The sequence below is a fragment of the Legionella sp. PATHC039 genome (assembly GCF_026191275.1).
Classification (GTDB): Bacteria; Pseudomonadota; Gammaproteobacteria; order Legionellales; family Legionellaceae; genus Legionella; species Legionella pneumophila.
In genome coordinates, this window is the sequence record NZ_JAPHOP010000001.1 from 1,923,212 (window position 1) to 1,946,625 (window position 23,414).

Below are 23,414 nucleotides of genomic sequence, written 5' to 3' on the forward strand. Positions count from 1 at the left end.
TTAGGAACCTCGTTTATACTTTCTGGGTTTATTGTAGCGATGCGGCAAAAACAAATTGAGAGAAAGTGCAGTTTCTTTAAATGGATTATACGCACTATGAACCACCTCATCTGGGGCATAATAAATTTTCCCAAAATGAAAATGTTCCTCTTCATCACCTACTTGCATGAGGTAATTACCTTGGACTGCGATACCAATTTGTTCACCACTGTGTTGATGAGCCGGCATCGAAGCATGCTGTGGTATCCTACTTAACATCACCTCGCACCAAGAACTAACAAAAAAGCACATATTAATTCCTGTTCTCAATGTGCGTTCATTTTCAGGATAAATAAAATAATCCTGTTTTTCAGGAAGGGTTTCCTCACATATCTTGCGTTTAATATCAAGGCCAACAGCAACTTTCTCTGAGCGATTAAATGCCGCATGGGGTACATTTGGAGGAATAGCATATGCTTTTTTTAGCTCATTCAACTGCTCTTCTTTTCCATCAATTTGCATCGTAAAGGAACCTTTTAATGCCATTCCCATTTGTCGTTCAGGATGCGCGTGCACTTTAAGCTGCGCATCCGGTTGAATATAAGAAATTAGAATTTTTGTTTGTTTTGGATCATTTAGGTCAAACAAATAGGAGTTAATTCCCTCTCCAGAGTTGATGTGCTGAGGAATCGGAAAAAAATCACTCATGCTCTTAGCTCCTTTTTAATAAATACGGACCATCCCATTTGAATCGTACCGTACAAAGCACAGCAAACGAGATCATATTTCTTCATCGCATTCATGTTGGTTAACGCTAAATCAGCCCTCTTTTCATAAACTTCTTCAGCAGCTTTGCTTGTTGAATTGACAAATGTAATTTCATAGCGCGATAAGCCCATCTGAGTTAAAAGAGTATCCAATAAATGAGCCGGTGCCGGATGAGATACGACTCGGCAATAGTGCTGAGAAATAATGCCATCTGACCGCTTTGCCAATCCATAAGGAGGAGTATTGAATGTAAACATTCGATATAAGCTAATTTGGGGATTAATATAAAATAGATTAATTGCACTGTATGCATGGGGAACGATGGCTAATGAAAGATCACCATAAATTAATTCATGCAAAACAGACTGAAAACTATTTAATAAAACCGTTGAATAATTTTCTGATTTTTTTTTAAAAATCTGAATAAAATGGGTTACCGCGGCCTCACTGCTTGTGCCTTTAGGCCCCAAGGTACCTATTTTTATGTTTTGTTTTAATTCGTTCATGTTGAAGTCTCTTATTTAACACGTTTAACGTTCAGCATATTGTTTGGCAACACAATGAATAACATGCATCGTTTGTGCGTAATTTAAACGAGGATCCACTAAACTTTTGTAATTTTTCTTAAAGTCGCAAAGAGAGGATTGGTAATCTACGCATTCCGTCACATCCTGATGTGTTGCTTCAAGATGGATGGCATTAAGTTGACTCCCAATCTTTTTATGAATCAAAAAAGAACTCTTGATTTCCTCAATAATATTGCTGAGCTTCCTGATCTTCATTCCTGCATTAATCGTTTCAGTATTGCCATGCATGGGATCACAACTCCATAAAACAGTACGTTTTGTTCCTTTTATAGCATCAATTAACTGAGGTAAAATGCGATGGACTTGTTGTGCTCCTAATCTTGGAATCAGGGTAATACGCCCAGGAAGATAATTTGGATCTAATTCATTGATGATCTTGATAAGGTTCCTAATAGAGGTGTCAGGACCGATTTTCACAGCAATCGGATTTGCAATTTTTTTCAAATAGTTGATATGTTGGATGCTGCTTACTGTGCGTTTACCCAGCCATGGAAAATGTGTTGACAGGTTATAATATAATCCCGTTCTATCATCCAGCCGAGTTAATGCTTGTTCGTAATAAAGTAAAAATGCTTCATGACTTGTATATATTTTTTGTTGTGGCACTATTCTTCGGTTCCATCGACTCATTTCTCGATAAATAGAAGCTGAGCAATTATAGCTAAGAAGCATTCGCCATGGATCAGGGGTTCGATGTTTTTTATGAGATTGATTCACCATATCGCCAAAATAGGAGTAAATCCTTTCATTTTGAGAAAACTCATAAGGATTGCTTCTAGGCTTTGCATATTGCCCTGCTATTCGGCCAACCTGGATTACAGTAACTCCAGTCTTTCTTTGGAAAAATTCGGCTAGCTGCTGAATAAACCCTAATTTTGCATGAGTTGTTTCTTGATCACACTCATAAAAACTCTCAGCACAATCTCCTGATTGTATTAAAAAATATTCTCCTAGTGATGCTCTTGCCACCAATTGGTGGAGCTTATTAACTTCTTTGATAGAAACTATGGGGGCTTGAGATTTTAAAATGTTTTGGATGTGTATCAGTTCATTAGTAGAATGATAGAATGGAAGGTATTGTTTTCCCGGATTTTTAATTTGTTGGACAGATTCAAACATATTCATCACTCCTTATCATCACGATAGATTCCCAAGACAAGATTCAGCTCAGTACTCATTTTCATTCCATTAGCGAAATAGTCAGAATAACTTTAGCATCACATAATTACATAAAAGTAAAACAACGATAATATTTTTTTACTAAAAAGTAAATTGCTTTAGATACATAAAAGTAAAAAATAATAATATATTTTCAAATAAGTAAAAAAATGTTATCTTGGAGTATTTATAAAAATGAGAATAATTTTGGTAGAACAACTTCTTAATAATCATTCTATAAATAGATTTAATGAGAATTTATCTAACAACCTTTCTTTATTAATGAAAGAGAATAATGTTTCAGAAAGCGATTTGGCTCGTGCGTTAGGTCTTCCTTACAACACGATTCATAGACTTGTAAGTGGACATACGACTGATCCTAGAATTTCAACATTAAAATCAATTGCTGCATACTTTAATGTCAGTTTAGATACTTTGCTTAATCCCATCGAATCTGTTACGAACCCATTAAAAACTAATAGAAATCCAAAAGCGGTCCCTATTATATCATGGGAGCAAATATCAAATAATGAACTTTTAAGTTCAATTGACCATCAAAACTGGGTTAATTGGTTACCAATACCCTTAGTTTCTATCGACAATCTCAGTTTAAATGCTTACGCTTTAGAAAGTCGGCCTTCTATGTACCCAAGATTCCCTACAGGTACTTTTTTTGTTATTGATCCAGAATGTAAGCCAATAGATGGTGACTTAATTCTTATTAAAATTAAAAAAGATGGGGCAGTTTCCCTTCGTGAATTAATGATTGATCCCCCAACAATGAAACTATTGCCGATTATTCAAAACTCGGACTCACTGAACTTCATTGAAAGTGAACATGAGATCATTGGTGTTATAATATTATCAATGCATTATCTAAGAAGAGGCTAAATATGTTACCACTATCAATAAGGAAATTTCTTAATCTTCTAACTAATTTTTTCAAATTATATTTCCCAGAAAAAAAATATCTTTATAAAATTGAAGAAATAAATGAATGTCTAAATCAAGTAGTCATATCATGTCGAGGGAAAGGTGTCACCTTAGTCTCAACTATTGAAGATATTGGATATGATCAATATATAATCACCTCTCTTCCCCCACATCAAGCCTGCTGGATTGGGTATTATTTGGGGAAAAATTGGTGTAAAAATAAAAATCAGCAGAAAATAAACCCTTCTTCACCACAATATCCTAGCCATCAAAACTCAAACTACAGAGTCATTTGCCAAGACCGCATTGGAGATATCATTTATCAGAACTCTCATAATGGATTGATATATAAAATGGACCCTATAGAATTAGCAAAAAGCAAAACCATCATCCTATTTAATTCATCACAAGCATTTTATATTGGTTTTCTTGCTAGCCTGAAAAATAGTAAAGATATAAAGAAAAAAATTAACATTAATAAACCTATTTTAAAATTAGTTAAATAAAACAATTCGATAATGCTAACCAAACTATCACAAATAAAGAGCTCCAATACATACTGCATAGGCACATACAAATATATTACTTTTCTTTCCATGCTTTATTTGGCTTGTGAACTTGCTTCCTTAGTTTTATCTTTTAAGATAATAAAGTTACAATTTTTTTTTGGTGCAGCAGCATCCTTAATTTTTCCGATAACGTACACTTGGAATGATATAATCACCGAAGTATATGGTTTTAAAATTACAAAGAAAATTATTTGGTTTGTTTTCGTATGTGATTATCTCTTCGTATTTCTAGTGTTCTTTGCTATTCAAGCACCTTCACCCATATTAAATCAAGAGGAATCGTATAATCTTGTCCTAGGCTCACTCTGGCGTTCATTATCAAGTGAAATGATCGGCGTACTAGCAGGAGCGTTCATAAATTCAACTATTATTTCAAAATGGAAAATAATTACAAAAGGAAAACATTTTTGGCTGAGAAGCATTTGTTCGTCTGCTATTGGCGAATTAATTATGCTATGTATTTCCGTTCCCTTGGCATTATATGGAACTTTAAACATTAAAGAAATAACGACTTTAATCGCATATGCTTATACATATAAAATTATATTTGCTGTAATTATATCAGGACCAGCTAATTTTCTTGCAACCTTATTAAAATCCAAAGAAAACATTGATATTTACGACTACAATGTAAGCTATAATCCTTTTAAAACCGATTAATTCAAAGATCTTTGCAAATAGGGCAAGCTGGTATTTTTTCCCAAGTCTCTTGAACAGTTATATGTGTAGTTTTGAAATTAAAAACACACAACTTTCCTAAGGCGCTAGGCTCTGAAATATTGGTTACTATTTTTAAAAACTCGGTCGAAATAAGACCCGAAACCATTGAAATCATAGGCATAATAGCTACATTTGGCGAAACAGCAGAAACAAAATGCTCTTCCCGTATTATATCCTGATAAAGAGAACTACAACTACTAGCAGATTGTTTCCAACACTCCATGCATCCACTAACACCTGGAATTATAGAAAAGTAAGTAGCCCATAGACTATCCAATCCCCCACTTATATATGGTATTTTGAGTTTTACACATGCACTATTAACCCAATCTAAAATTTTATCGCGGGGAATATCTGCTGCGGCGATAACAATATCCTGACCTTCCATGATATCCAGAACACCTTTTTCACTCTCAAGCTTTTTATTAAACTGCTCTATATTAGCTTTAGGCAAAAATTGTAAAATTTTAGATTTCGCGATCTCGCATTTACAAAATCCCACATCTGTTTCATTATAAAGAATTTGACGATTTAGATTAGATAAACTTACTTCATCAAAGTCAACAATCCTAAAATTTAGCACACCAAGAGCAGCCAAATTTAGTAATACATTTGAACCTACGCCACCAAGCCCTAAAATGGTAACCTTTATTGTACTTAACGACTTTTGTTTTTGATATTTATTTTCATTTGCCCGACAGTATGAGCCAAAAAACTCAGTATTTTTAGACCATCTCTCTTTATCATCAAGAGATGTATCTGAAACATTATAAAAAGAATCCTCAAGCAAATACTCGTTATCGAGAACTGTCAATAAGTCTTCTATAAACTGGCTTTCTTTAGGATAAATAAGTGATATTTTTTCTTTTAAAATATCTAAATGTGTTGCGCCATCCATCATACAACAAACATTATAAATAAACTTTACTTCATCATTAAGATTGATTGACAGTCCTGGGATTTTGAAAAAAGAAACCATACCATTTCTCCAACAAAATTCCACAAAGGGCTTTATTTTAGGGTATACAAATCTAAATGAAGGCATCTAGGATATAAAGCAGTCGGTTAATATGGAACTGCACTCCCTGCTATACTTACAGGTACATATTTAACTTCAAAACTCATAACTTCCTCCTTAAAATTAAGGAGGAAATTATATCTTTTTAAAATTATTAAGCAATGCCATCTTTATGGTTTTTTTGATTAAAAATCAATAGGGATAAATGAAAGAATTATTGAGCCTTAAATTTAAAAAAACTATAATTCTCAAAATTCGACGCTAAGTTAGAAATAATGAAAAAAAGTCCTGATATTAACGAAAAAAAAATTAATAGTATTTCTATTCGTGAAAATAATGAGCCTCTAGTTGATTTAAAAGAACAACAAGAGCTTGCTTATGGACCTCCTCCAGATACACCCTTAACCCAAAATGATTACACTAAATTAAGAAAAACCGTATATGAAAAACTCTGTCTTGCTCAAAAGCAACTTCCAAATGGTTGGAAATTCAGAATTTATGAAGGGTTACGAAGCTTAAATGTTCAAAAAGTTCTATTCGATGAACACTATAGCAATTTGAGATTAAAAAACTCCAATAAATCGGAGGAAGAGCTTTTCAAAGAAGCCAGTTTATTAATTGCCCCCGTAAACTTTTTTAAAGGAGCACCGAATATACCCCCTCATAGTACTGGTGGTGCAGTAGATCTTGAAGTTATTGACTCCAATGGAAATTTAATTGATTTTGGTATGGCAATTAAAGATTGGTACAAAGTCGATCCAGATATTTGTGAAACCTATTCTCAGAATATTTCAGCTGAAGTATTTCAGAATAGAAAAATCCTTCTTGATATAATGTACGAGCATGATTTTGTTAATTATCCGCGTGAGTGGTGGCATTTTTCATATGGAGATCGTTTATGGGCATTTTTAAAGGGAAAACAAGAGGCTATTTATGCCGGAATTACTTTGGTAAACTCTCATGAGCTGGACGAAAGATGCTTAAGATTTAGCTATGATTCCACATCTACTTAGAACTAGGCTTTTTCAAATTTTAGGCTTTATGACTCAGGAATTAACAGAATAATAAAACAACATCACTATCAAGCCACACTAATCATTAGAGTTAAACACACTAACCCCGATTACGCTGATTTATCCAGAATCAGATAATTGATGAGGGAAGATATTGCTTATAGTTCACAAGAAAATTACGAAACGGTTGAAAGCAATTAGATCGATGGCTTATAAGTTTGTTTCCGCCTCCTTAATTACTTTATCAATTAAAGTATTAGCACGTTGGCATGAATTGCTATAGAAAAGGAAGCGATTTAAAATCGTTGACAGAGCTGCTTAATTAGTTTCTTTTGCCAGTTTAAAATCTCTGACCTTGTTTTAGAGACAACTTATAATTCGCCTCAGTTAAACCAGATAAAAAAATATCCCCTGATTATTTATTTTTCAATTTCCAATTTCGAAACCGTTATTTTCCAAACGAATGCATTCTACAAAAAATCAAATTGTGTAAAATAATGACATTTAGACTTAAATTAGGAATATAATATGGGAAATAAAACAAAGGCATTAAATTTTCTTAACCGTATTAAACGATTTCTTGTACCCCAATCAAATCCTCAAATAATGAAGCAATTATTATCAGCTCTTGGGCTTGATAAGCTAACTACTGGTAATGAAGAGTATAAGTTTTTTATCCAAACAATTAAAAAGAAAAGCATTGATCTGAATCCGTTAATTAGCAAGGTCAAATCAGATATTTTAAATAATGATCCTTTATGGACTTTGCTTGACTATATCGAAGAAAACGAATTAATTGATGACGCTGAAATCGAAAACGCTTCTTCTACGATACAGCTTCAAATTAATTTATTATGCCTTTTAGAGGCGATAACCATTACAATGGCTAACAGTAACGATTTTGCTCATGATATTTATAACCATATGATGAAGCAAAGAGGAAAAGGCGCAACAGGTAATCCTTTTTACAATTTTTTATTTGGAGTACCTTCTCGTGCCACCTTATTTGAAAGATTAAAACTGATTTCCATAGATCCTGGTTTGACAAGCATTATATTCCACCGACTGATGGGAGCAAATCCCGAAACTCAAGCTGATCTCGATGATTTTGTAAGCCAAAATCGTTTATCTGGGTGGAATGCAGATATAGAACTTGCTAATTTTGATGTTGCATCAACAAGTACTTTACCCGCTATGGGAGTTAATATTTTAGAAGCGGTTTGGGAAGATGCAACAGGCCACAATAAAAATACCAGTGGTATTTTAAATGCACAAGCTGGCTTGGGATTAATTGGCGTCATGGAAGAACAAGAATACACCACTTCTTTTAAATTAGCTGAAACTACTTTGCCCCAAGGCACTACACTTCATTCAGATTTAGGTTATTCATTGATGCCTGAGTTAAAAGTTGATAACTCACCTAAAAAAATATCCCAATTTCATATCGATAAACAATGGATGAATTTATACAATAGTTGGAATTTATTGTTTGTGATTGGAAATATTGATTCTGTATTTGTACCACTTAAGTTGTTAATGCCCAGTGTGTTTTCAGCGGAACCATCAAATTATAAAGAAACGAGAGTGCTCACCTTATTTCTTGTTGCTAATCTCTTCTTAAATCAACAAACTCTTAATAACCCTCTATTTTCCAATAATTTTTCCTTTCGAAATGGAGCTGCCATTATGAAAAAATGGGGTGAAATCAATAAAAATCATGCAAGTGAATTATTGCAACAATTTTGTCCAGAAAAATGCAAGGAGCTCGACGATTTATATAATCACGTACTCGGTAAAAACCCTCACTTAAACTTTGGATTAAAACTTTTCTCATATTTTCAGGATTCACATCAATTTAGACTCACTAAAAAAGCACAACCAAGTACATCCAGTTATTATTCATTTTTCTCAGGTAATACCCCATCTGAGAATAATTCAGAGAAAATGGGTGTAGCTCTTCATAGTTCTTTATATACAAAATAAAATGTTATGCTTTATACCCAGGAAATAAATAGCAGAATCGGAGACAAATTATAGGAAATCTTTCACGGGGATACTTGATTATCCGCTTTAACTGCTGTTTTCATGTAATAAACTAATAGCGTTGGTCTATGTCAGGAGATATGCGGTTGATTTACAAAACTGGTATATAGGTCTATACCATCTAAAAAGAGCTCGATTAAGAAAATTTTAAGATGAATATTTTATCCTGTTTGAAAGGCTTTATTGCAACCGTTGATTGTAAAAGCTTTTCAAAAGCAGCGCAGAAATTGTACATATCCCCCTCTAAATTGAGCAAACAAATAACCTGGCTGGAGGAGGAGTTAAAGGTTACTTTATTGATACGCTCTACGACACGATTAACTGTAACTGATTCAGGCCATAGGTTGTATGAAAAGTCACTGCAGCTTTTCGATCAATTAGAGGCCGTCAAAGTCATTACAACACCTGATCAGCTCGAATTAAATGGCGTAATCAGGCTCTATCTTACTGTTACTCCGGCAATTCCCTATTTAACCACATTAAGTATTCAATTTATGCGGCAATACCCCAAGATTGAAGTAGATATTATTGTCGGTTCGGATACAAAAGAACTCTATTCCTCTACCTTTGATCTAGCTATTTCATTTGATGATGTCAAACATCCAAAACTGGTTTGTAAAAGGTTATTTTCAAAGGTCTTTGCCTCACCTGGTTATATTGCTCAACATGGACTTCCTCAGACACTCGACGAATTACCAAAGCATAATTGTTTGATTAATACTCTCTATGGCCTGCAAAATAAATGGGTTTTTAACAGAAAAATCATTCATGTCTCGGGAAATTTATAAGCAACAATGCTGGTGTCTTAAAACAGGCTGCAGTAGCAGACGTGGGGATTTTGTGGGTACCTTATTTTTCAGTTTATGAAGAAATAAAAAATGAAGCATTAATTCCAGTATTGCCCCATGAATCTTCACCAGATATCAATCTTTATGCAATTTGCCCCAAGCCCACTGTAGATGAACAAAAAATTAATTTACTTTTGAACTTTTTTTGTGAAAAGGCCTTGTCAGAAAACATTGCGACATCCTTTATTGATGAAAATAATTAAAGATGGGTCAGTAATTTAATCTATTTTCTATTGCAAATTCAAATAATTAGATTAATTTATCTAAGATTAAAGTACCACTTATTGGAGGGTGGCCCCTCCTTTTGAGTAAAGCCAAACTTAATAAGAGAGCCAACTCAATGCCCTCAATAAGAAACATTGAAAAACATAACGACTCCAATCCTACATTGCGAGCACTAAGTCTATCAGCCTTGGGCATAGTTTACGGAGATATTGGAACAAGTCCTCTTTATACTTTTAAAACGGTGATATTGCTGGCTGGAGGAGGAACTCCGGACGTAGCTACAATTATGGGTTCGGCATCATTGATTATATGGACTCTGATAATCATCGCGTCTGTTAAATATATTTGCTTTGCTTTACGGATTGACAACGATGGAGAGGGAGGTATTCTCGCGTTGATGTCTCTTTTAAGTTTAAAACTAAAACAAAAGCCTTTCATTATTGCAGTTGGACTTATGGGGGCTGCTCTTATCTATGGAGATGGCACAATTACCCCAGCCATATCGGTACTCTCTGCTGTAGAGGGACTTGAGATCCTTTCCCCATCGCTTAAGTATTATGTTTTACCTATTGCGATAACAATTCTGATAACACTTTTTGCGATTCAATCTAAAGGTACCACAACTATTGGAAAGGCCTTTGGCCCAGTGATGGCATTTTGGTTTTTAACCATTGGTATTTTAGGGGCAAGAGGAATTATTCAACACCCTTTTGTCTTAGCGGCGATAAACCCTGTTTATGGCTTAAATTTTTTATTTTCAAATGGCGCAACAGGGTTTTTTATTCTATGTGGGGTGTTTCTTTGTGTCACTGGTGCAGAAGCTTTATACGCAGACCTGGGACATTTTGGTACCACCCCAATTCGCTGCGCCTGGTTTGGTCTGGCATTTCCAAGCCTTATCTTTAACTATCTGGGACAAGCCGCTTTGGTTTTGGAAGGAGCATCTACAGAGCATAATATTTTTTACATGCTGTGCCCAAGTAACTTTTTATTACCGTTAATAATTCTGTCTACCGTCGCAACAATTATTGCCAGCCAAGCCATTATTACCGGGGCATTTTCCATGACAAGACAAGCAATGCAACTGGGCTGGCTACCCAGGTTACGAGTCACGCAAACGTCTTCAGAGGGTTATGGGCAAATTTATATAGGAGTTGTTAACTGGCTTTTAATGCTGGCTACCCTTGGGCTTATTATTGGATTTGGGAGTTCTGAAAAATTGGCTACTGCCTATGGCATTGCTGTTTCAGCGACTATGCTTTGCACCACTGTGCTTTTATTTATTGCACTGCATAAACTATGGAAATGGAATATTATCACATCAGGGCTTGTTGCTGGATTATTCATGATTGTCGATGCCTCTTTTTTTGCGGCCAATCTCACGAAGTTTTTCAATGGCGGATATATACCAATCACATTGGCAATCATAATCTATTCCATAATGTATATTTGGCATAAAGGCTATAAATCCATCGCTATCAGGCAAAAAGGAAAAAATATAACAGTCGATTCCTTTCTGGACAGTATTCAAAAAGAGGGGGTAGTCCGTGTGCCTAAAACTGCTGTTTTTCTTACATCTAAGGAGCAGGATATTCCTCCAACCCTGGTTTGGCATGTAAAGAAAAATCATGTGTTGCAGGATAAGGTTATTATTTTAAATATTAACAACTTGTCCATCCCCTGGTGTAAACCGGGTGATCAATTACAAATTGTAGAAACAGGAGCAGGCATCTGGCATGCCGTAGCAAATTATGGCTTTATGGAACAACCTCATATTCCAAAATTATTAAAGAAATTAGAGGCTCAAGGCTATGGCATGAATATCAAAGACATAACCTATTATATCGGTCATGAAACAATATTTGTCCGCAATGTCCGTCATACTCTGTCAAAATACATTAAAATTCTCTTCGTTTTTATGCATCGCAATGCCCTTCCCATGAGTAACTACTTTCATCTTCCGCCAGAATCAGTGTTTGAAATAGGACGACAGATAGAAATTTAGTGAAAATAATTGATCCCTAACATGGAAAATCTTAGTGGGCAAGCGCTGTTTTATGGTCAGGATTGAATTTTGCACCTGGCCTTATAGCACCTGTGACAAATCAAGATTAAATCCTGGCTTTTGCTCTTTTTCAGATTATACCCAGATCCTGAAAAAGATTAAAAACATACCAAAAAAGTGACCTATAATTATAAAACAAATACTTTGAATGATAGAAATGATTCAATTTGCTAAACCATCTATTGGCCCTCCGGCTGATTGTGGACGAATAAATCTCTAGATTGAACGTGAGTTAGGTCAATATCAAAATATCATCCAAAAATGGATTACTAATCTCGAAGACAACGCGAAACAAAAACCTTGTAATATTTCTGAATTTAAATTTGGAAAAATTTTAGGATATCTTTTACTTCAAAGCTTAAAGAAAGCAAATTTACACCCAGACAACTTCAGATCTTTTGGTTCAGACCCTTGGGAATAACCTCATTATCAATCGGCACGAATCGCTGGAAAATATGTGGTAACTTAAGATACGTACCGAATTTACTTTGATATACCAAGAATTGATCATTCAGATAAGGAAAAAATAAAGGCCAATTAAGACCATGCGCAGATACTTTATTTCCAACAATGACCAATGATGGCCTTATGGTTTTTTCCTTTGAAGAGAAGGTAGAGAAAATAGAGCCTAAATTATTTTTGAAACTGGCAAAAAACATAGAGGTAGAATCAAATGCATGGGCACAATTAATTGGCTTTATAGAAGAAATGTTGGGGATGGCAGAAAAAACGAACATGAATGTTGCATTAGAAAAGTCAATAAATAGTAGGCAAGAGAGCCCCGCGCTGCCTTAACGGCCAACCCTGCAATGGACGAACCCATGATTTTAAGGTATGGTTATTCACTCACCTAATGTGAAGAACATACATTACAAGGGTTGTGAACAATGACCATCTATTTTTTGTTTGGCAAAACTGGCTCGGGTAAAAGTTATATTGGAGAGCTGCTCAGACACCTTAAAATCGTCCATATCGATGGTGATAACCACATCACCCAAAAAATGCGTGACTGTTTAATTGAAGATGAACAAATGACTCCTGAGATGATTGATGAATTTGTCGATGTCTTGATAGATGTTATTAATACTCAAAAAGAAAAAACGCCCAAAGAGAGTTTTGCTATTTCGCAAGCGATGTATCTCGACAAGCACCGTATCAAGTTATTAAACGCCATACCCGAACTCAAATTTGTAATGATTGATGTCACGCCTGTACTGCGAGCAAGTCGCATCACCAACCGATTTCGCAGCCAGGAAAGCAAAGTAAGCTTGCGCTACGCCACCAAAATGGATACATTTTTTGAGTATCCTTCACATGAAACAATCCGGCTTGAAAACAATCAAGGCTCAGATGAAACGCTTACAGAGCAAATCCGTGAAAAATTGCCTGCACTGTTTAACATGGATTCAAAAGAAGAATTAAACCCAAGCATAAAGCTTCAGTTTGCATAATATTCAGATCCATATCCAGATATGGTTGAAATAAAGAACTTATGTAACAACTGTCTTGAAGTTAGAACTTAAGACAGTTGCCAGTTGAGATTAGAGAATTTGACCTTTTAAAAAAGATATTGTAACCCAAGAGCAACAGTATAGTGTTTATTGGATAGGCCTGCTGAATCACCGAAATAACTGCGCTCACCCGTTTCATTGTCAATGATTTCAGTATCCGCTCTCCCATTAGAATAATGATTGTAAGAGGCCTCTACAAAAATCTTCGTATTAGGTTTCAAAAAATAGCCAGAATGAATCGTTGCCGCATAATATCTGGAGCTATTTCCCCGCTCATTGAATGTTAAGTTACGGGCATAATGCTCATCATGATCTTGAGCTGAAACCCAATCACTAAATTTTAAAAGACCACTAAACTCAAAATTATTAATAAAATACTTCCCTGCCAGACCAACATAAGGGGTTCTAAATTTTTGTTGGTATCCTATTCCAGGTTGATCTCCTGGAAAACAACCGGCATAGAGCCCTCCGTTATATTGATAACAACCCCCGGTAGCTTTCCAGTCAAAGGAATTCCATTGATAACCAGTAGCCAGGCCTAACTTGTAATTTTGTTTTTGCATCAACCAAGCCCTTAAGCTCATATCTAACTCATTTGCATAATTGAGATGCGTATCTTCATGATGAGACCAGTGAGTCCACTTATCTTGATAAGGATTTAGCCAATCATAATCATCCATAGCAGCTTTATTTTTTACCAAAGTTGTCCAGCCTCTACTGTTCATGCTAAGCCAATCCATGAAATCATAATTTAATTCCCCTTTTATTATCGGAGCATTTTTTATGCGCCAATCCAGCTGGCTTAACTTAGTGTCTGTCTCTGGATGGTAAACATATTCATGAGCTTTACCTGACAGAATGCCTAGAGAAGCACTTAATGACAAACCATTAAATTCGTAATCCGCAGCATAAGTAGAGAATGAGAAAAGAAAGGATAAAGAGACTGGAGCCAACAAAACTATTTTATTTTTCATATTTTTCCTAGTTAAGGCTGGCAATCCTTGCAGCAAAGTGACTTTAAAAAACCAATCGCATTATCATGATCCATAATGGTCATGTCAAGATCAACATTGAATAATATTAATCATTAAGGGCTCTAATCAAGCAATATTATATCGCTCAATTGAGAAAGCAGGAGCAGTTATATTAGTGTGTGTATTTTGGGCAACCATGTTTTGAGTGTAGGCATTGGGCTTTCTGGACAATAGGGCAAAACCAAATACAAGCAAGCTGAAAACTAATAAATACAACAAATCCCAATACTGTGGAAGGATATGCTTACCACCATAATTACCAAGAAATGAGAAAATACCAAGTCCAAAAAGATAGAATATAAACCATAGTGCTTGTTTGCTATCAATCTCCCGATGTGCATTTTTTATAAGGCAATAGAGGAAAGAACACACTACTCCCAGAATAGTGATCACCAATAACTTTCGTACGCTATGGAAACCTGCCCAATAAACACCAACTGTACAAACATAAAATCCGAGAAAGCCAATAAGGTTACTCCCATGCAAACGAAAAGGACGCTTATAGTGCGGTAATTGCTGACGTAAGCAAACCAGTGCTACAGGCCCTATGGAATAGCTAATCATTAATATTGCCACAAGAAAAGCCGACATTTCTTGCCATCCGCGCAACACGAGCGACATGGTGCCAGCGAGTAAGAAATTTACGCCTAAACTAACCCAGGGAACTTGATACCTGTTTTGTTTGGTAAGAATTACAGGTGTAGGAACAACTGATCCCATACTGCTTAGCATGTGAGCTGCTGTGGTTGAATAAACAAGACCAGTGGAATAAGGTGATATAAAAGCATCGGCGTACAATAAAATACTCAACCAAAGCATACCGGCCATTGCAGCGAGAGCGGCAAATGGTCCTGCATCACCAGTAAAAGACAAATTCACCCACCCTTTTTCCAGGGCTTGCTCGCTGACACTCCCAATAAAGGACCATTGTAAACCAGTGTAAAGTAACGTCACGAACACTAGTGAACCACCCAAAATCAGGGGTATGTATTGTCCTGGTTTCTCCAATTCACCCATCATGATAACCACTTGTCGAAACCCTAACAGTGAAAAAAGCACACCTCCGCTTGACATTGCTGCCATAACGCCCTGCCAACCATAAGGCATAAAACCACCGTGCTGAAAAAAATTACCCGGGTGATAACTCATGGTTACCAAGCTTGCGATAGTAAGAATAGGGATTATTATCTTCCAGATAGTAAATGCGGCATTAATGCGGGCAAACAAACCAATACCAAAATAATTAAACAAAACAAAACTCATTAATACAACCAGGGACAGCATATAACCTGCTGGTGTATTTCGATAGTGCAAAGAGTCATGAGATACCAGATCTGGAATATAATTACTGGCATATTGAATGACACCTTGCGTTTCAATCACTGGCAAAATGGCCAGGGAAAACCACGTCATAACACTCATGATAATGCCAGTCAAACGTCCATGGGTATATAAAGGCAAGCAAGCCAGGCTGTCGGACTGTGGAAACATCGTAGCTAACTCAGCGTAAGACAAAGCAACAAACAGAAGTAAAAAACCTGCCAGTGGCCAAGCGATAATGGCGGCAGGACCAGCAAAATGAGCAGAATATAGAGAACCAAATAACCAGCCCGAGCCTACCATGCTGGTAATTGAAATCCAAAGTAAACTCAAAGCACTTAAATTTTTATTCATCTGATTTTCACATGTCCTTATGATTTTGATGCGAGTAAACAATTCGCCAGTTAGCAAGAGCGAAATCATTATATTTTTGCATTGTAAACAGAAATATCATGACTACCAACCCTATAAGAGTCAAGTTTAACCAGGTAGTTTACGAATACCTTCCAGCATCAGGAAAAATGAAAAACAAGAACTCGCAGCAGTGATTTTCTTTGCTATGGATTCGGCATTTTTCACTCTGCAATCTCTCGCTTGATAGTGTCTTTGCTTCGATTGCTTAGCTACCCTGCCTTAAGCTATAGTTAGGTCTCTAGTGAATTATGATCTGCGACCAGGAGTGTTTATGGATGGAAAAGTTGGAAATACAGCAACCGGGTGTCCGGTGATACATGGCGGGATGACATCTGCAGAAACATCCAACACGGCATGGTGGCCCAATGCCTTGAACCTGGATATATTGCATCAGCATGACACCAAGACAAATCCAATGGGAAAAGATTTCAACTATCGTGAAGAAGTCAAGAAACTGGATTTTGAGGCACTCAAAAAGGATTTGCATGCTTTGATGACTGACAGCCAGGCATGGTGGCCTGCTGATTGGGGGCACTACGGTGGTTTAATGATTCGTATGTCCTGGCATGCTGCAGGTTCTTATCGTGTTGCGGATGGCCGCGGCGGTGCTGGTACAGGCAATCAGCGCTTTGCCCCATTGAATTCATGGCCTGACAATGTGAACCTGGATAAAGCACGTCGCTTATTATGGCCCATCAAGAAAAAATATGGCAACAAGATTAGTTGGGCAGACTTGATTGTCCTGGCTGGCACCATCGCTTATGAGTCAATGGGACTTAAAACTTTCGGTTTTGGTTTTGGCCGCGAAGACATTTGGCATCCCGAAAAAGATGTTTATTGGGGTTCAGAACAAGAATGGTTAGGCGCCAAGCGTTATGATGATAAAGACCGTCAATCCCTGGAAACCCCGCTAGCGGCAGTACAAATGGGCTTAATTTATGTAAACCCTGAAGGAGTGAATGGTCAACCTGACCCGCTGCGCACAGCGAAGGATGTTCGTGTAACCTTTGGGCGTATGGCTATGAACGATGAGGAAACCGTTGCTCTGACTGCCGGAGGACATACTGTTGGCAAATGTCATGGTAATGGCAATGCAAAATTTTTGGGACCAGAGCCTGAGGCAGCTGATATTGAAGACCAAGGGCTTGGCTGGATTAACAAAACCACCAGAGGCATAGGCCGTAATACTGTTTCAAGTGGTATTGAAGGCGCATGGACGACACACCCTACTCATTGGGACAATGGCTACTTCTATTTATTGCTGAATTACGATTGGGAACTGAAAAAAAGCCCCGCCGGTGCCTGGCAATGGGAACCCATCCATATTAAGGAAGAGGACAAACCAGTAGATGTCGAAGACCCCGCCATTCGGCACAATCCAATCATGACAGACGCTGACATGGCAATCAAAATGGATCCTGTTTATCGTAAAATCGCCGAGCGCTTTTACAAAGATCCCAACTATTTTGCAGAAGTTTTTGCACGAGCCTGGTTCAAACTGACCCATCGCGATATGGGGCCGAAGACGCGCTACATTGGCCCTGATGTTCCTAAAGAAGATTTGATTTGGCAAGATCCGGTGCCTGCTGGTAACAGGGCATATGATATTGCTGCCGCCAAAGCAAAAATTGCGGCCAGCAATCTGACCATCGGTGAAATGGTTTCTACTGCATGGGACAGCGCACGCACTTTCCGCGGCTCAGATAAGCGCGGTGGTGCGAATGGAGCACGTATACGACTAAAGCCACAAAAAGACTGGGAAGGCAATGAGCCACAACGCCTGACTAAAGTCTTGCGAATTCTTGAAGACATCGCTGCTGATACAGGTGCAAGCGTGGCAGATGTGATTGTACTTGCCGGAAACGTCGGTATCGAGAAGGCTGCCAAGGCGGCTGGCTTTGACATTATCGTTCCCTTTGCTCCTGGCCGTGGGGATGCAACCGATGACATGACGGATGCAGAATCCTTTGACGTTCTGGAACCGCTTCATGATGGCTATCGCAACTGGCTTAAGAAGGCATATGATGTCCGTCCTGAAGAGCTCATGCTAGATCGCACTCAACTCATGGGACTGACAGCCCATGAGATGACAGTCCTTGTTGGAGGTCTGCGCGTGTTGGGTACTAATCACAACAATACCCAACATGGTGTATTCACTGATCGCGTTGGTGTCCTGACTAATGACTTTTTTGTCAACTTGACCGATATGGCCAATGTATGGATACCAAGCAAAGACAATTTGTACGAAATTCGAGACCGTAAAGCAGGTAACATCAAGTGGACAGCGACTCGTGTAGATCTGGTTTTTGGCTCTAATTCGATTCTGCGCTCCTATGCTGAAGTCTATGCCCAGGATGATAACAAGGGAAAATTCATACAGGACTTTGTTACAGCATGGACAAAGGTTATGAATGCCGATCTCTTTGATTTGGCATAATCATTTGCAAGTTGTCACACCATAGATAATCATACTAGAAATTCTTCCGATTATGTTTAGCTTTGATTGCCTTTTATCGCATCAAAACTAAACATAGCGTACTACCATAAAATGTTGTTTCAAAAGCGAACATTTACGATGGTTTGCATTAGGCCTGATTTGCCTAACTTGTCTCTTTTGTTTTATTTCTGCGTTGCAAACGTTTCTGTAAGTCTCATCTACTGCATGTAAACCCCAATCTTCAAAACGTTTGCTCCTTGCCCTAAAACAAAATAATCAGATCATGCAAGAGGTCTATTTATATTATGTCTCAGCATAAACGACATACTTCAGCATTTATATCACTGGAAGATGCTTCATCATTGCCTTTGTCTTGTGCCATAACCGAATGCATTTCAGACGATATTCTAAGTTGCGTTGATTGAAAGAAGCCAAATGCTTCTTTAGCCTTTACACTTAAACTATGTAAATCACTTAAAATTTCACTACAAACCAAGCTCTTTTTTTCTACCATCTTTGCATCAAGAGCGCCCTCTGCAATAATTGATGCGCGTGCTTGTATTTTAAATGCAAGCTCTACTCGCATTAAAGCATCCTCTTCAATACTCACATTACTTGATAAACACTGTATTTCTGTATGACTTGGAATCCCTTTTCTCGGTGTATTGGAATAACAAATAACTTGAGGATATTTTTCTTCCAGAATTTTGTGAATATTAAGGCTCATTGCAATACCACAACCCTCCTGGCTAAATTGTTTTGCTTGGCAGAAATTGACTTTATCAATCGCTGGATAGTGAAATTTAGCCAATAATGCATTGACCTGTGGGAGAATATGCATTTTGTAATCTTCCATGTAATACATATAAGTATAGTAATCAAACGAAGCTAATAGGTTTTCTGATTCAATATAATAAAGTGAAGGAATATTATTTTCGTCGATAAATAACATACACAAATTCCAGTGATGAAGACCACCTTTTGTTGCCACTGGGATTAATAGCTGCCTAACCACAGAACTGTTGCTTAACGAACACATTTCCTGGACATATGGAAGAAGAACTTTACTCACATCTCCATTATTTTTTTGATTAAATTCATAATCCTCATCCCCATCAGTTCCAAGTAGATGAATAAAAGGAGTGATTGTTTGCAAACAGGTTGAGTTACTCTTGGGATGAAAATTGTTAAGAACCATATGGATTAACAAATTAACATCACGGATATTAAAAGTTTCATCCATATCCAGAATATTGTTATCTTGAAAAATTATGGGATTTCCATCAACCTTTACTTTAATTCTACGGTGTCTGTTTTCACCTTCATCAACTTTAGGTATTTCTATTTCAATTTTTTTGTTAAATGGATTACCATCCAGATCAATATCTTCTTTATAGTAGGTGATAACTTTTGATTGTTTTTCATAATAATCGAGCGGTCTTTCTGAAGCAGAGCCCCAAGGAATAGGGTAGTGAGATTCGGTAATAATTTCTGTATCAATACCGCCTATCTCTTTTTTTTCCACATAAATATATTGGCTTGATTTTTGATCTGCATTTTGATCATTTGTTGTCTTATTTATTTTCATTTATTTCTCTTGGAAAATAGTAATATTTATTACTTCAATACATTCGATCTCAACTATTCCCTGATATTTGGCAAGAAATTTCGGAATACTTGATCTCCAAACTAATTACCGATGAGAAAACACTGAAGTGCCATTAACTTCTTTTATCTGGTGGATTTGAAATTTTAAAAAACCGAGGGCTATCTGATATAGCGAGATTTTCCGCACCTTAGAGATTGATTTCGGATACCAGGGTTGATACCACTCATTTTTAGCATTCGTTGGCCCGCAGTAACTTGCTTTTATCGAGCTGAAAAACTGTTTTTTGTTATGTATTAAATTGCAAATCCTTTTCAGGTTTTGCATTTCTTCCGGAGAAATAAAAACTGGTGCAGTATCTGGCAAATCAATTGGCTTGAGAATCCACAATTTTGGAAACTATTTTTTTCATAAATAGAAATTTTTTATAAGGTGAGACCAACTTCCATATTTCCACAGTCAGGATAAATATATTTTACGCAACCAAACTGGGCACATTTTTGTGTTAGATCACTGTTTTTCGTACCATAAACCAATAAATTAATTCGTGCCTTTTTCTTGAATCAACCGTAGGGCAGGAAGAGTCAACAAAGCCATCACCATCAAATAAATAGAAAATGCAAAATGAATGAAAGCATAACTTAATAGCAAAATAATGAGTGGTGCTGTGCCTCCAAATAGGGAATTAGACAAGTTAAAAAATAAAGTAAAGCCACTGGCGCGCTCTTCCTGCGGTAATTGTTCAAGGCTGGCGGTAAATGCGCTTCCAATAAAAAAAGAGATAATGACAGCCAAAACACTGCAGGCAACAGTAATTTGTAATAAAGTACCTGTATTGATCAAATAATTTATTACCAAAACTGTACATAAAGTTGCAATTAAACTGACTGCCAAAGGAAAGCGCCTGCCTAAAATATCAGAGGTGAAACCTGATAATAAGAGACCCATACTATAACAAATCATCCCTATGATAATGACATCCATCGCTGTAGTTAATGGCAACTCCTGCTGTTGCAGGTATGAAGGCATATAAACAAAAAATGTATAAAAGCTACTGTTGCAATAAATTGCCAAAAGAAAAATAGCAGCAATTGCTTTTTTCCGATAACGCCAGGCATTCAGTATGGGATGAGATTGTCTTTGAACAATTACTTTTGCAAAATCGGTTAATTCTCTGGTTTGACTTCGCAAATAAAGTCCGATAAACCCTACGAATATTCCTATTAAAAATGGGAAGCGCCAGAGAAAATCGGGAGACTGACCGGAAAAAAATATCAGGGTTATTTTGCTTACTATTATTGCAAGCAACAATCCACAAATAGAACCTAAAGTGACGAAACTGACTGCTAAACCTTTATGGCGCATGTTCACATTTTCATAAATGTAAATACTAGCTAGTGTCATTTCCCCTGCTACAGAAACCCCTTGAGTTAATCGACATAGCGTGAGTAATATCGGAGCGAGAATGCCCGCCTCTTGATAGGTAGGTAATAAACCAATAAAACTTGATGAAAAAGTCATGACCATAAGAGTCATAGTCAATGTTTTTTTGCGGCCAATTTTGTCACCCAGATTCCCTAACCAATAAGCAGAGAATGGCCGAACAAAAAAACCTGCGGCAAAAATACCAAATGTTGCGATGAGAGCAGTGTGTTTATCAGTGGCAGGAAAAAAAAGAGGCGCCAAAATAGGCGCCATAAACCCATAAATGGCATAGTCGTACATTTCAAACAAGGTGCCAAAAGAGGCTGCCGCAATAATTTTTTTATCCATGTTCAAGCTGTTGTTTTTGTTTCACAGGTAGTATTACAGCTTACTTTAGCTCCATTAATTTCTGAGCTTGATTCTCTGAATCCACTTCATCCTTGACTGGTTTAGGACGACCAAAAAAACCGGCTATACTAGGCCTTGATGGTAACACAGAGACAATCAATTGTCCCAATGAAACTGTTTCGGACTCAAGAGGACTTGGTAATTCGTCAAGCGAAAGTTTTTGCGGGTGATTGGCGATATAGTCATTACTGTCTTCGAGGTATTTACAAATAAATGATTCATAAACCCCCAGACCTGTATCATACTTTAGCAAATACAAATCGGCCAGATGCGTGTCCAATTGGCCGTCACTATTTCTGCCATATTTCGTCTCGAGAAATGTTATTCCTTGTTCGCTTAATGAGGCCCAATGCCACTGTTTATAGATATCTCTTTTAATACGATACTCTTCAGGACAGGGATCAATGAAATGTTCAAGTTGAGAATTGGATTCAACGCTTTCTGCAAGCGTTGCATGCCCTACCCCTAAGGTAAGATCACCTGTATGATTGATATGAATTTGGTAAGGGGTATCTAGGCCATAGTTATCCCCTGGACGAATATCCCAACCAGTATAGCGAAGCAGGGGGCGAACTGTATATCGCAAAGTAGAGAACGCACCCAGATTTCCTTCGACAGCAGCTTGAAAAGTGGAAAAGGTATTATTCAGAATGCATCTTACTGTTACATTTGATTGCAGTTTGAATTGATCACTGACTTTTTTTGCCACCGCAGCACCAAAGGAATCCCCTTGAAAAAGGATATCATCAATTGATATGCCTTTTTCAAGTAAGGTATTGGCCAGCGCTATTCCAGTGTTAACCATATCATTGACTTCTAACACTTCACCGCCCAGTTTTCTCATGCCCGGGTATTCAAAAGCATAATAATGCGCTCCCGTTATTTGAACAGCTTTTGCTATATCAATCAGGCAATCTTGATATTGTGTTCCGATTCCAGTGAAATAAATCACATGTTTTCCCTTTCCAACAGCTTTGTCCTTCTCATTTAGTAAGGAGCTTGATTGATTGGAATTATTCTGAAACCCTATCACCTCGGTCATACAGGTTTTTTGGCTAGCTAAAGTCACCTCGATTTCAAAGCGATGAAAGTCTATACCGGATAATTGTTCATGGTAGGGACAATCCTCTTGACGTATTGCCTTTACAAAACAAGCAAAACGTTCTTCAAGTGACATCTCTGAATTACCGAAACCATTTTTGACATACCAGTCCTCTCTATTGGGAGGAAAAGTTCTTAAAGCTATTTGTCTTTGCAACCAGATTTGTATACTTGAATTCGGCATAGCACTCCCCCTTTTTTTGATCAATAAGTGTGCACACAATTTGCTAAT

18 protein-coding genes and 1 pseudogene are annotated in these 23,414 nt (G+C 37.0%); 10 read left to right on the top strand and 9 right to left on the bottom strand.

Annotated features, from left to right (window positions below):
- The 3 genes from OQI99_RS08600 to OQI99_RS08610 are packed head-to-tail and all read right to left on the bottom strand — an operon-like array spanning position 1 to position 2,453.
- On the bottom strand, positions 1 to 687 hold the full coding sequence (locus tag OQI99_RS08600; protein WP_265731723.1) for a cupin domain-containing protein: 687 nt from the start codon (positions 685 to 687) through the stop codon (positions 1 to 3).
- Positions 684 to 1,253, bottom strand: a complete 570-nt coding sequence (locus tag OQI99_RS08605; protein ID WP_265731724.1) for a hypothetical protein — start codon at positions 1,251 to 1,253, stop codon at positions 684 to 686. Before OQI99_RS08605 ends, OQI99_RS08600 begins: the two co-directional genes overlap by 4 nt.
- 24 nt (positions 1,254 to 1,277) lie before the next feature.
- Positions 1,278 to 2,453: a 3-deoxy-7-phosphoheptulonate synthase gene (locus OQI99_RS08610; RefSeq protein WP_265731725.1), complete on the bottom strand. Its 1,176-nt coding sequence runs from the start codon at positions 2,451 to 2,453 to the stop codon at positions 1,278 to 1,280.
- 234 nt (positions 2,454 to 2,687) lie between these two features.
- On the opposite strand from OQI99_RS08610, the gene OQI99_RS08615 reads away from it, so the two are divergent.
- Genes OQI99_RS08615 through OQI99_RS08625 form a run of 3 tightly spaced genes read left to right on the top strand, consistent with a single transcriptional unit; the run spans position 2,688 to position 4,654 of the window.
- Positions 2,688 to 3,383 carry a helix-turn-helix domain-containing protein gene (locus OQI99_RS08615; RefSeq protein WP_265731726.1) on the top strand — a complete coding sequence of 232 codons (696 nt, stop codon included), beginning with the start codon at positions 2,688 to 2,690 and terminating at the stop codon, positions 3,381 to 3,383.
- A gap of 2 nt (positions 3,384 to 3,385) precedes the next feature.
- Positions 3,386 to 3,931 carry a phosphoheptose isomerase gene (locus OQI99_RS08620; protein ID WP_265731727.1) on the top strand — a complete coding sequence of 182 codons (546 nt, stop codon included), beginning with the start codon at positions 3,386 to 3,388 and terminating at the stop codon, positions 3,929 to 3,931.
- A gap of 12 nt (positions 3,932 to 3,943) precedes the next feature.
- Positions 3,944 to 4,654: a queuosine precursor transporter gene (locus OQI99_RS08625; RefSeq protein WP_265731728.1), complete on the top strand. Its 711-nt coding sequence runs from the start codon at positions 3,944 to 3,946 to the stop codon at positions 4,652 to 4,654.
- A gap of 1 nt (position 4,655) precedes the next feature.
- Here the strand turns inward: OQI99_RS08625 and OQI99_RS08630 are convergent, their stop codons facing one another.
- Complete coding sequence (locus OQI99_RS08630) at positions 4,656 to 5,693, bottom strand: HesA/MoeB/ThiF family protein (RefSeq protein WP_265731729.1); 1,038 nt, start codon at positions 5,691 to 5,693, stop codon at positions 4,656 to 4,658.
- A gap of 314 nt (positions 5,694 to 6,007) precedes the next feature.
- Here OQI99_RS08630 and OQI99_RS08635 point away from each other — a divergent pair, with 314 nt between their 5' ends.
- The 6 genes and pseudogenes from OQI99_RS08635 (at position 6,008) to OQI99_RS08665 (ending at position 13,377) form a co-directional block, all read left to right on the top strand.
- Positions 6,008 to 6,745, top strand: coding sequence for a M15 family metallopeptidase (locus tag OQI99_RS08635; RefSeq protein WP_265731730.1), 738 nt, complete (start codon positions 6,008 to 6,010; stop codon positions 6,743 to 6,745).
- Between the two features lie 528 nt (positions 6,746 to 7,273).
- On the top strand, positions 7,274 to 8,728 hold the full coding sequence (locus OQI99_RS08640) for a lpg2382 family Dot/Icm T4SS effector (RefSeq protein WP_265731731.1): 1,455 nt from the start codon (positions 7,274 to 7,276) through the stop codon (positions 8,726 to 8,728).
- Positions 8,729 to 8,940: 212 nt separating this feature from the next.
- Positions 8,941 to 9,839, top strand: a pseudogene (locus OQI99_RS08645) (LysR substrate-binding domain-containing protein).
- A 137-nt stretch (positions 9,840 to 9,976) separates the two neighbouring features.
- The gene (locus OQI99_RS08655) at positions 9,977 to 11,866 is read left to right on the top strand and encodes a potassium transporter Kup (protein ID WP_265731734.1); all 1,890 of its coding nucleotides are present in this window, start codon (positions 9,977 to 9,979) and stop codon (positions 11,864 to 11,866) included.
- Positions 11,867 to 12,514: 648 nt separating this feature from the next.
- Entirely contained in the window at positions 12,515 to 12,721 is a 207-nt protein-coding gene (locus OQI99_RS08660; protein ID WP_265731735.1) for a hypothetical protein, read from the top strand.
- Positions 12,722 to 12,813: 92 nt separating this feature from the next.
- Positions 12,814 to 13,377 carry a hypothetical protein gene (locus OQI99_RS08665; protein ID WP_265731736.1) on the top strand — a complete coding sequence of 188 codons (564 nt, stop codon included), beginning with the start codon at positions 12,814 to 12,816 and terminating at the stop codon, positions 13,375 to 13,377.
- Positions 13,378 to 13,484: 107 nt separating this feature from the next.
- Here OQI99_RS08665 and leo read toward each other — a convergent pair whose 3' ends face one another.
- Both leo and OQI99_RS08675 read right to left on the bottom strand, forming a co-directional pair.
- A complete protein-coding gene (gene leo / locus OQI99_RS08670; RefSeq protein ID WP_265731737.1) occupies positions 13,485 to 14,411 on the bottom strand; it encodes an omptin family outer membrane protease Leo in 927 nt (308 codons plus the stop codon).
- Positions 14,412 to 14,537: 126 nt separating this feature from the next.
- Positions 14,538 to 16,145: an APC family permease gene (locus OQI99_RS08675; RefSeq protein ID WP_265731738.1), complete on the bottom strand. Its 1,608-nt coding sequence runs from the start codon at positions 16,143 to 16,145 to the stop codon at positions 14,538 to 14,540.
- Between the two features lie 331 nt (positions 16,146 to 16,476).
- On the opposite strand from OQI99_RS08675, the gene katG reads away from it, so the two are divergent.
- Positions 16,477 to 18,642: a catalase/peroxidase HPI gene (gene katG, locus OQI99_RS08680; RefSeq protein ID WP_061514142.1), complete on the top strand. Its 2,166-nt coding sequence runs from the start codon at positions 16,477 to 16,479 to the stop codon at positions 18,640 to 18,642.
- Positions 18,643 to 18,952: 310 nt separating this feature from the next.
- On the opposite strand, the gene OQI99_RS08685 is transcribed toward katG, so the two are convergent.
- The 3 genes from OQI99_RS08685 to sdbB form a co-directional block, all read right to left on the bottom strand.
- Complete coding sequence (locus OQI99_RS08685) at positions 18,953 to 20,230, bottom strand: hypothetical protein (protein ID WP_265731739.1); 1,278 nt, start codon at positions 20,228 to 20,230, stop codon at positions 18,953 to 18,955.
- A gap of 558 nt (positions 20,231 to 20,788) precedes the next feature.
- On the bottom strand, positions 20,789 to 22,021 hold the full coding sequence (locus tag OQI99_RS08690) for an MFS transporter (protein ID WP_061514144.1): 1,233 nt from the start codon (positions 22,019 to 22,021) through the stop codon (positions 20,789 to 20,791).
- A gap of 40 nt (positions 22,022 to 22,061) precedes the next feature.
- A complete protein-coding gene (gene sdbB, locus OQI99_RS08695) occupies positions 22,062 to 23,366 on the bottom strand; it encodes a Dot/Icm T4SS effector alpha/beta hydrolase (protein ID WP_061514145.1) in 1,305 nt (434 codons plus the stop codon).
- Between the last annotated feature and the right edge of the window lie 48 nt (positions 23,367 to 23,414).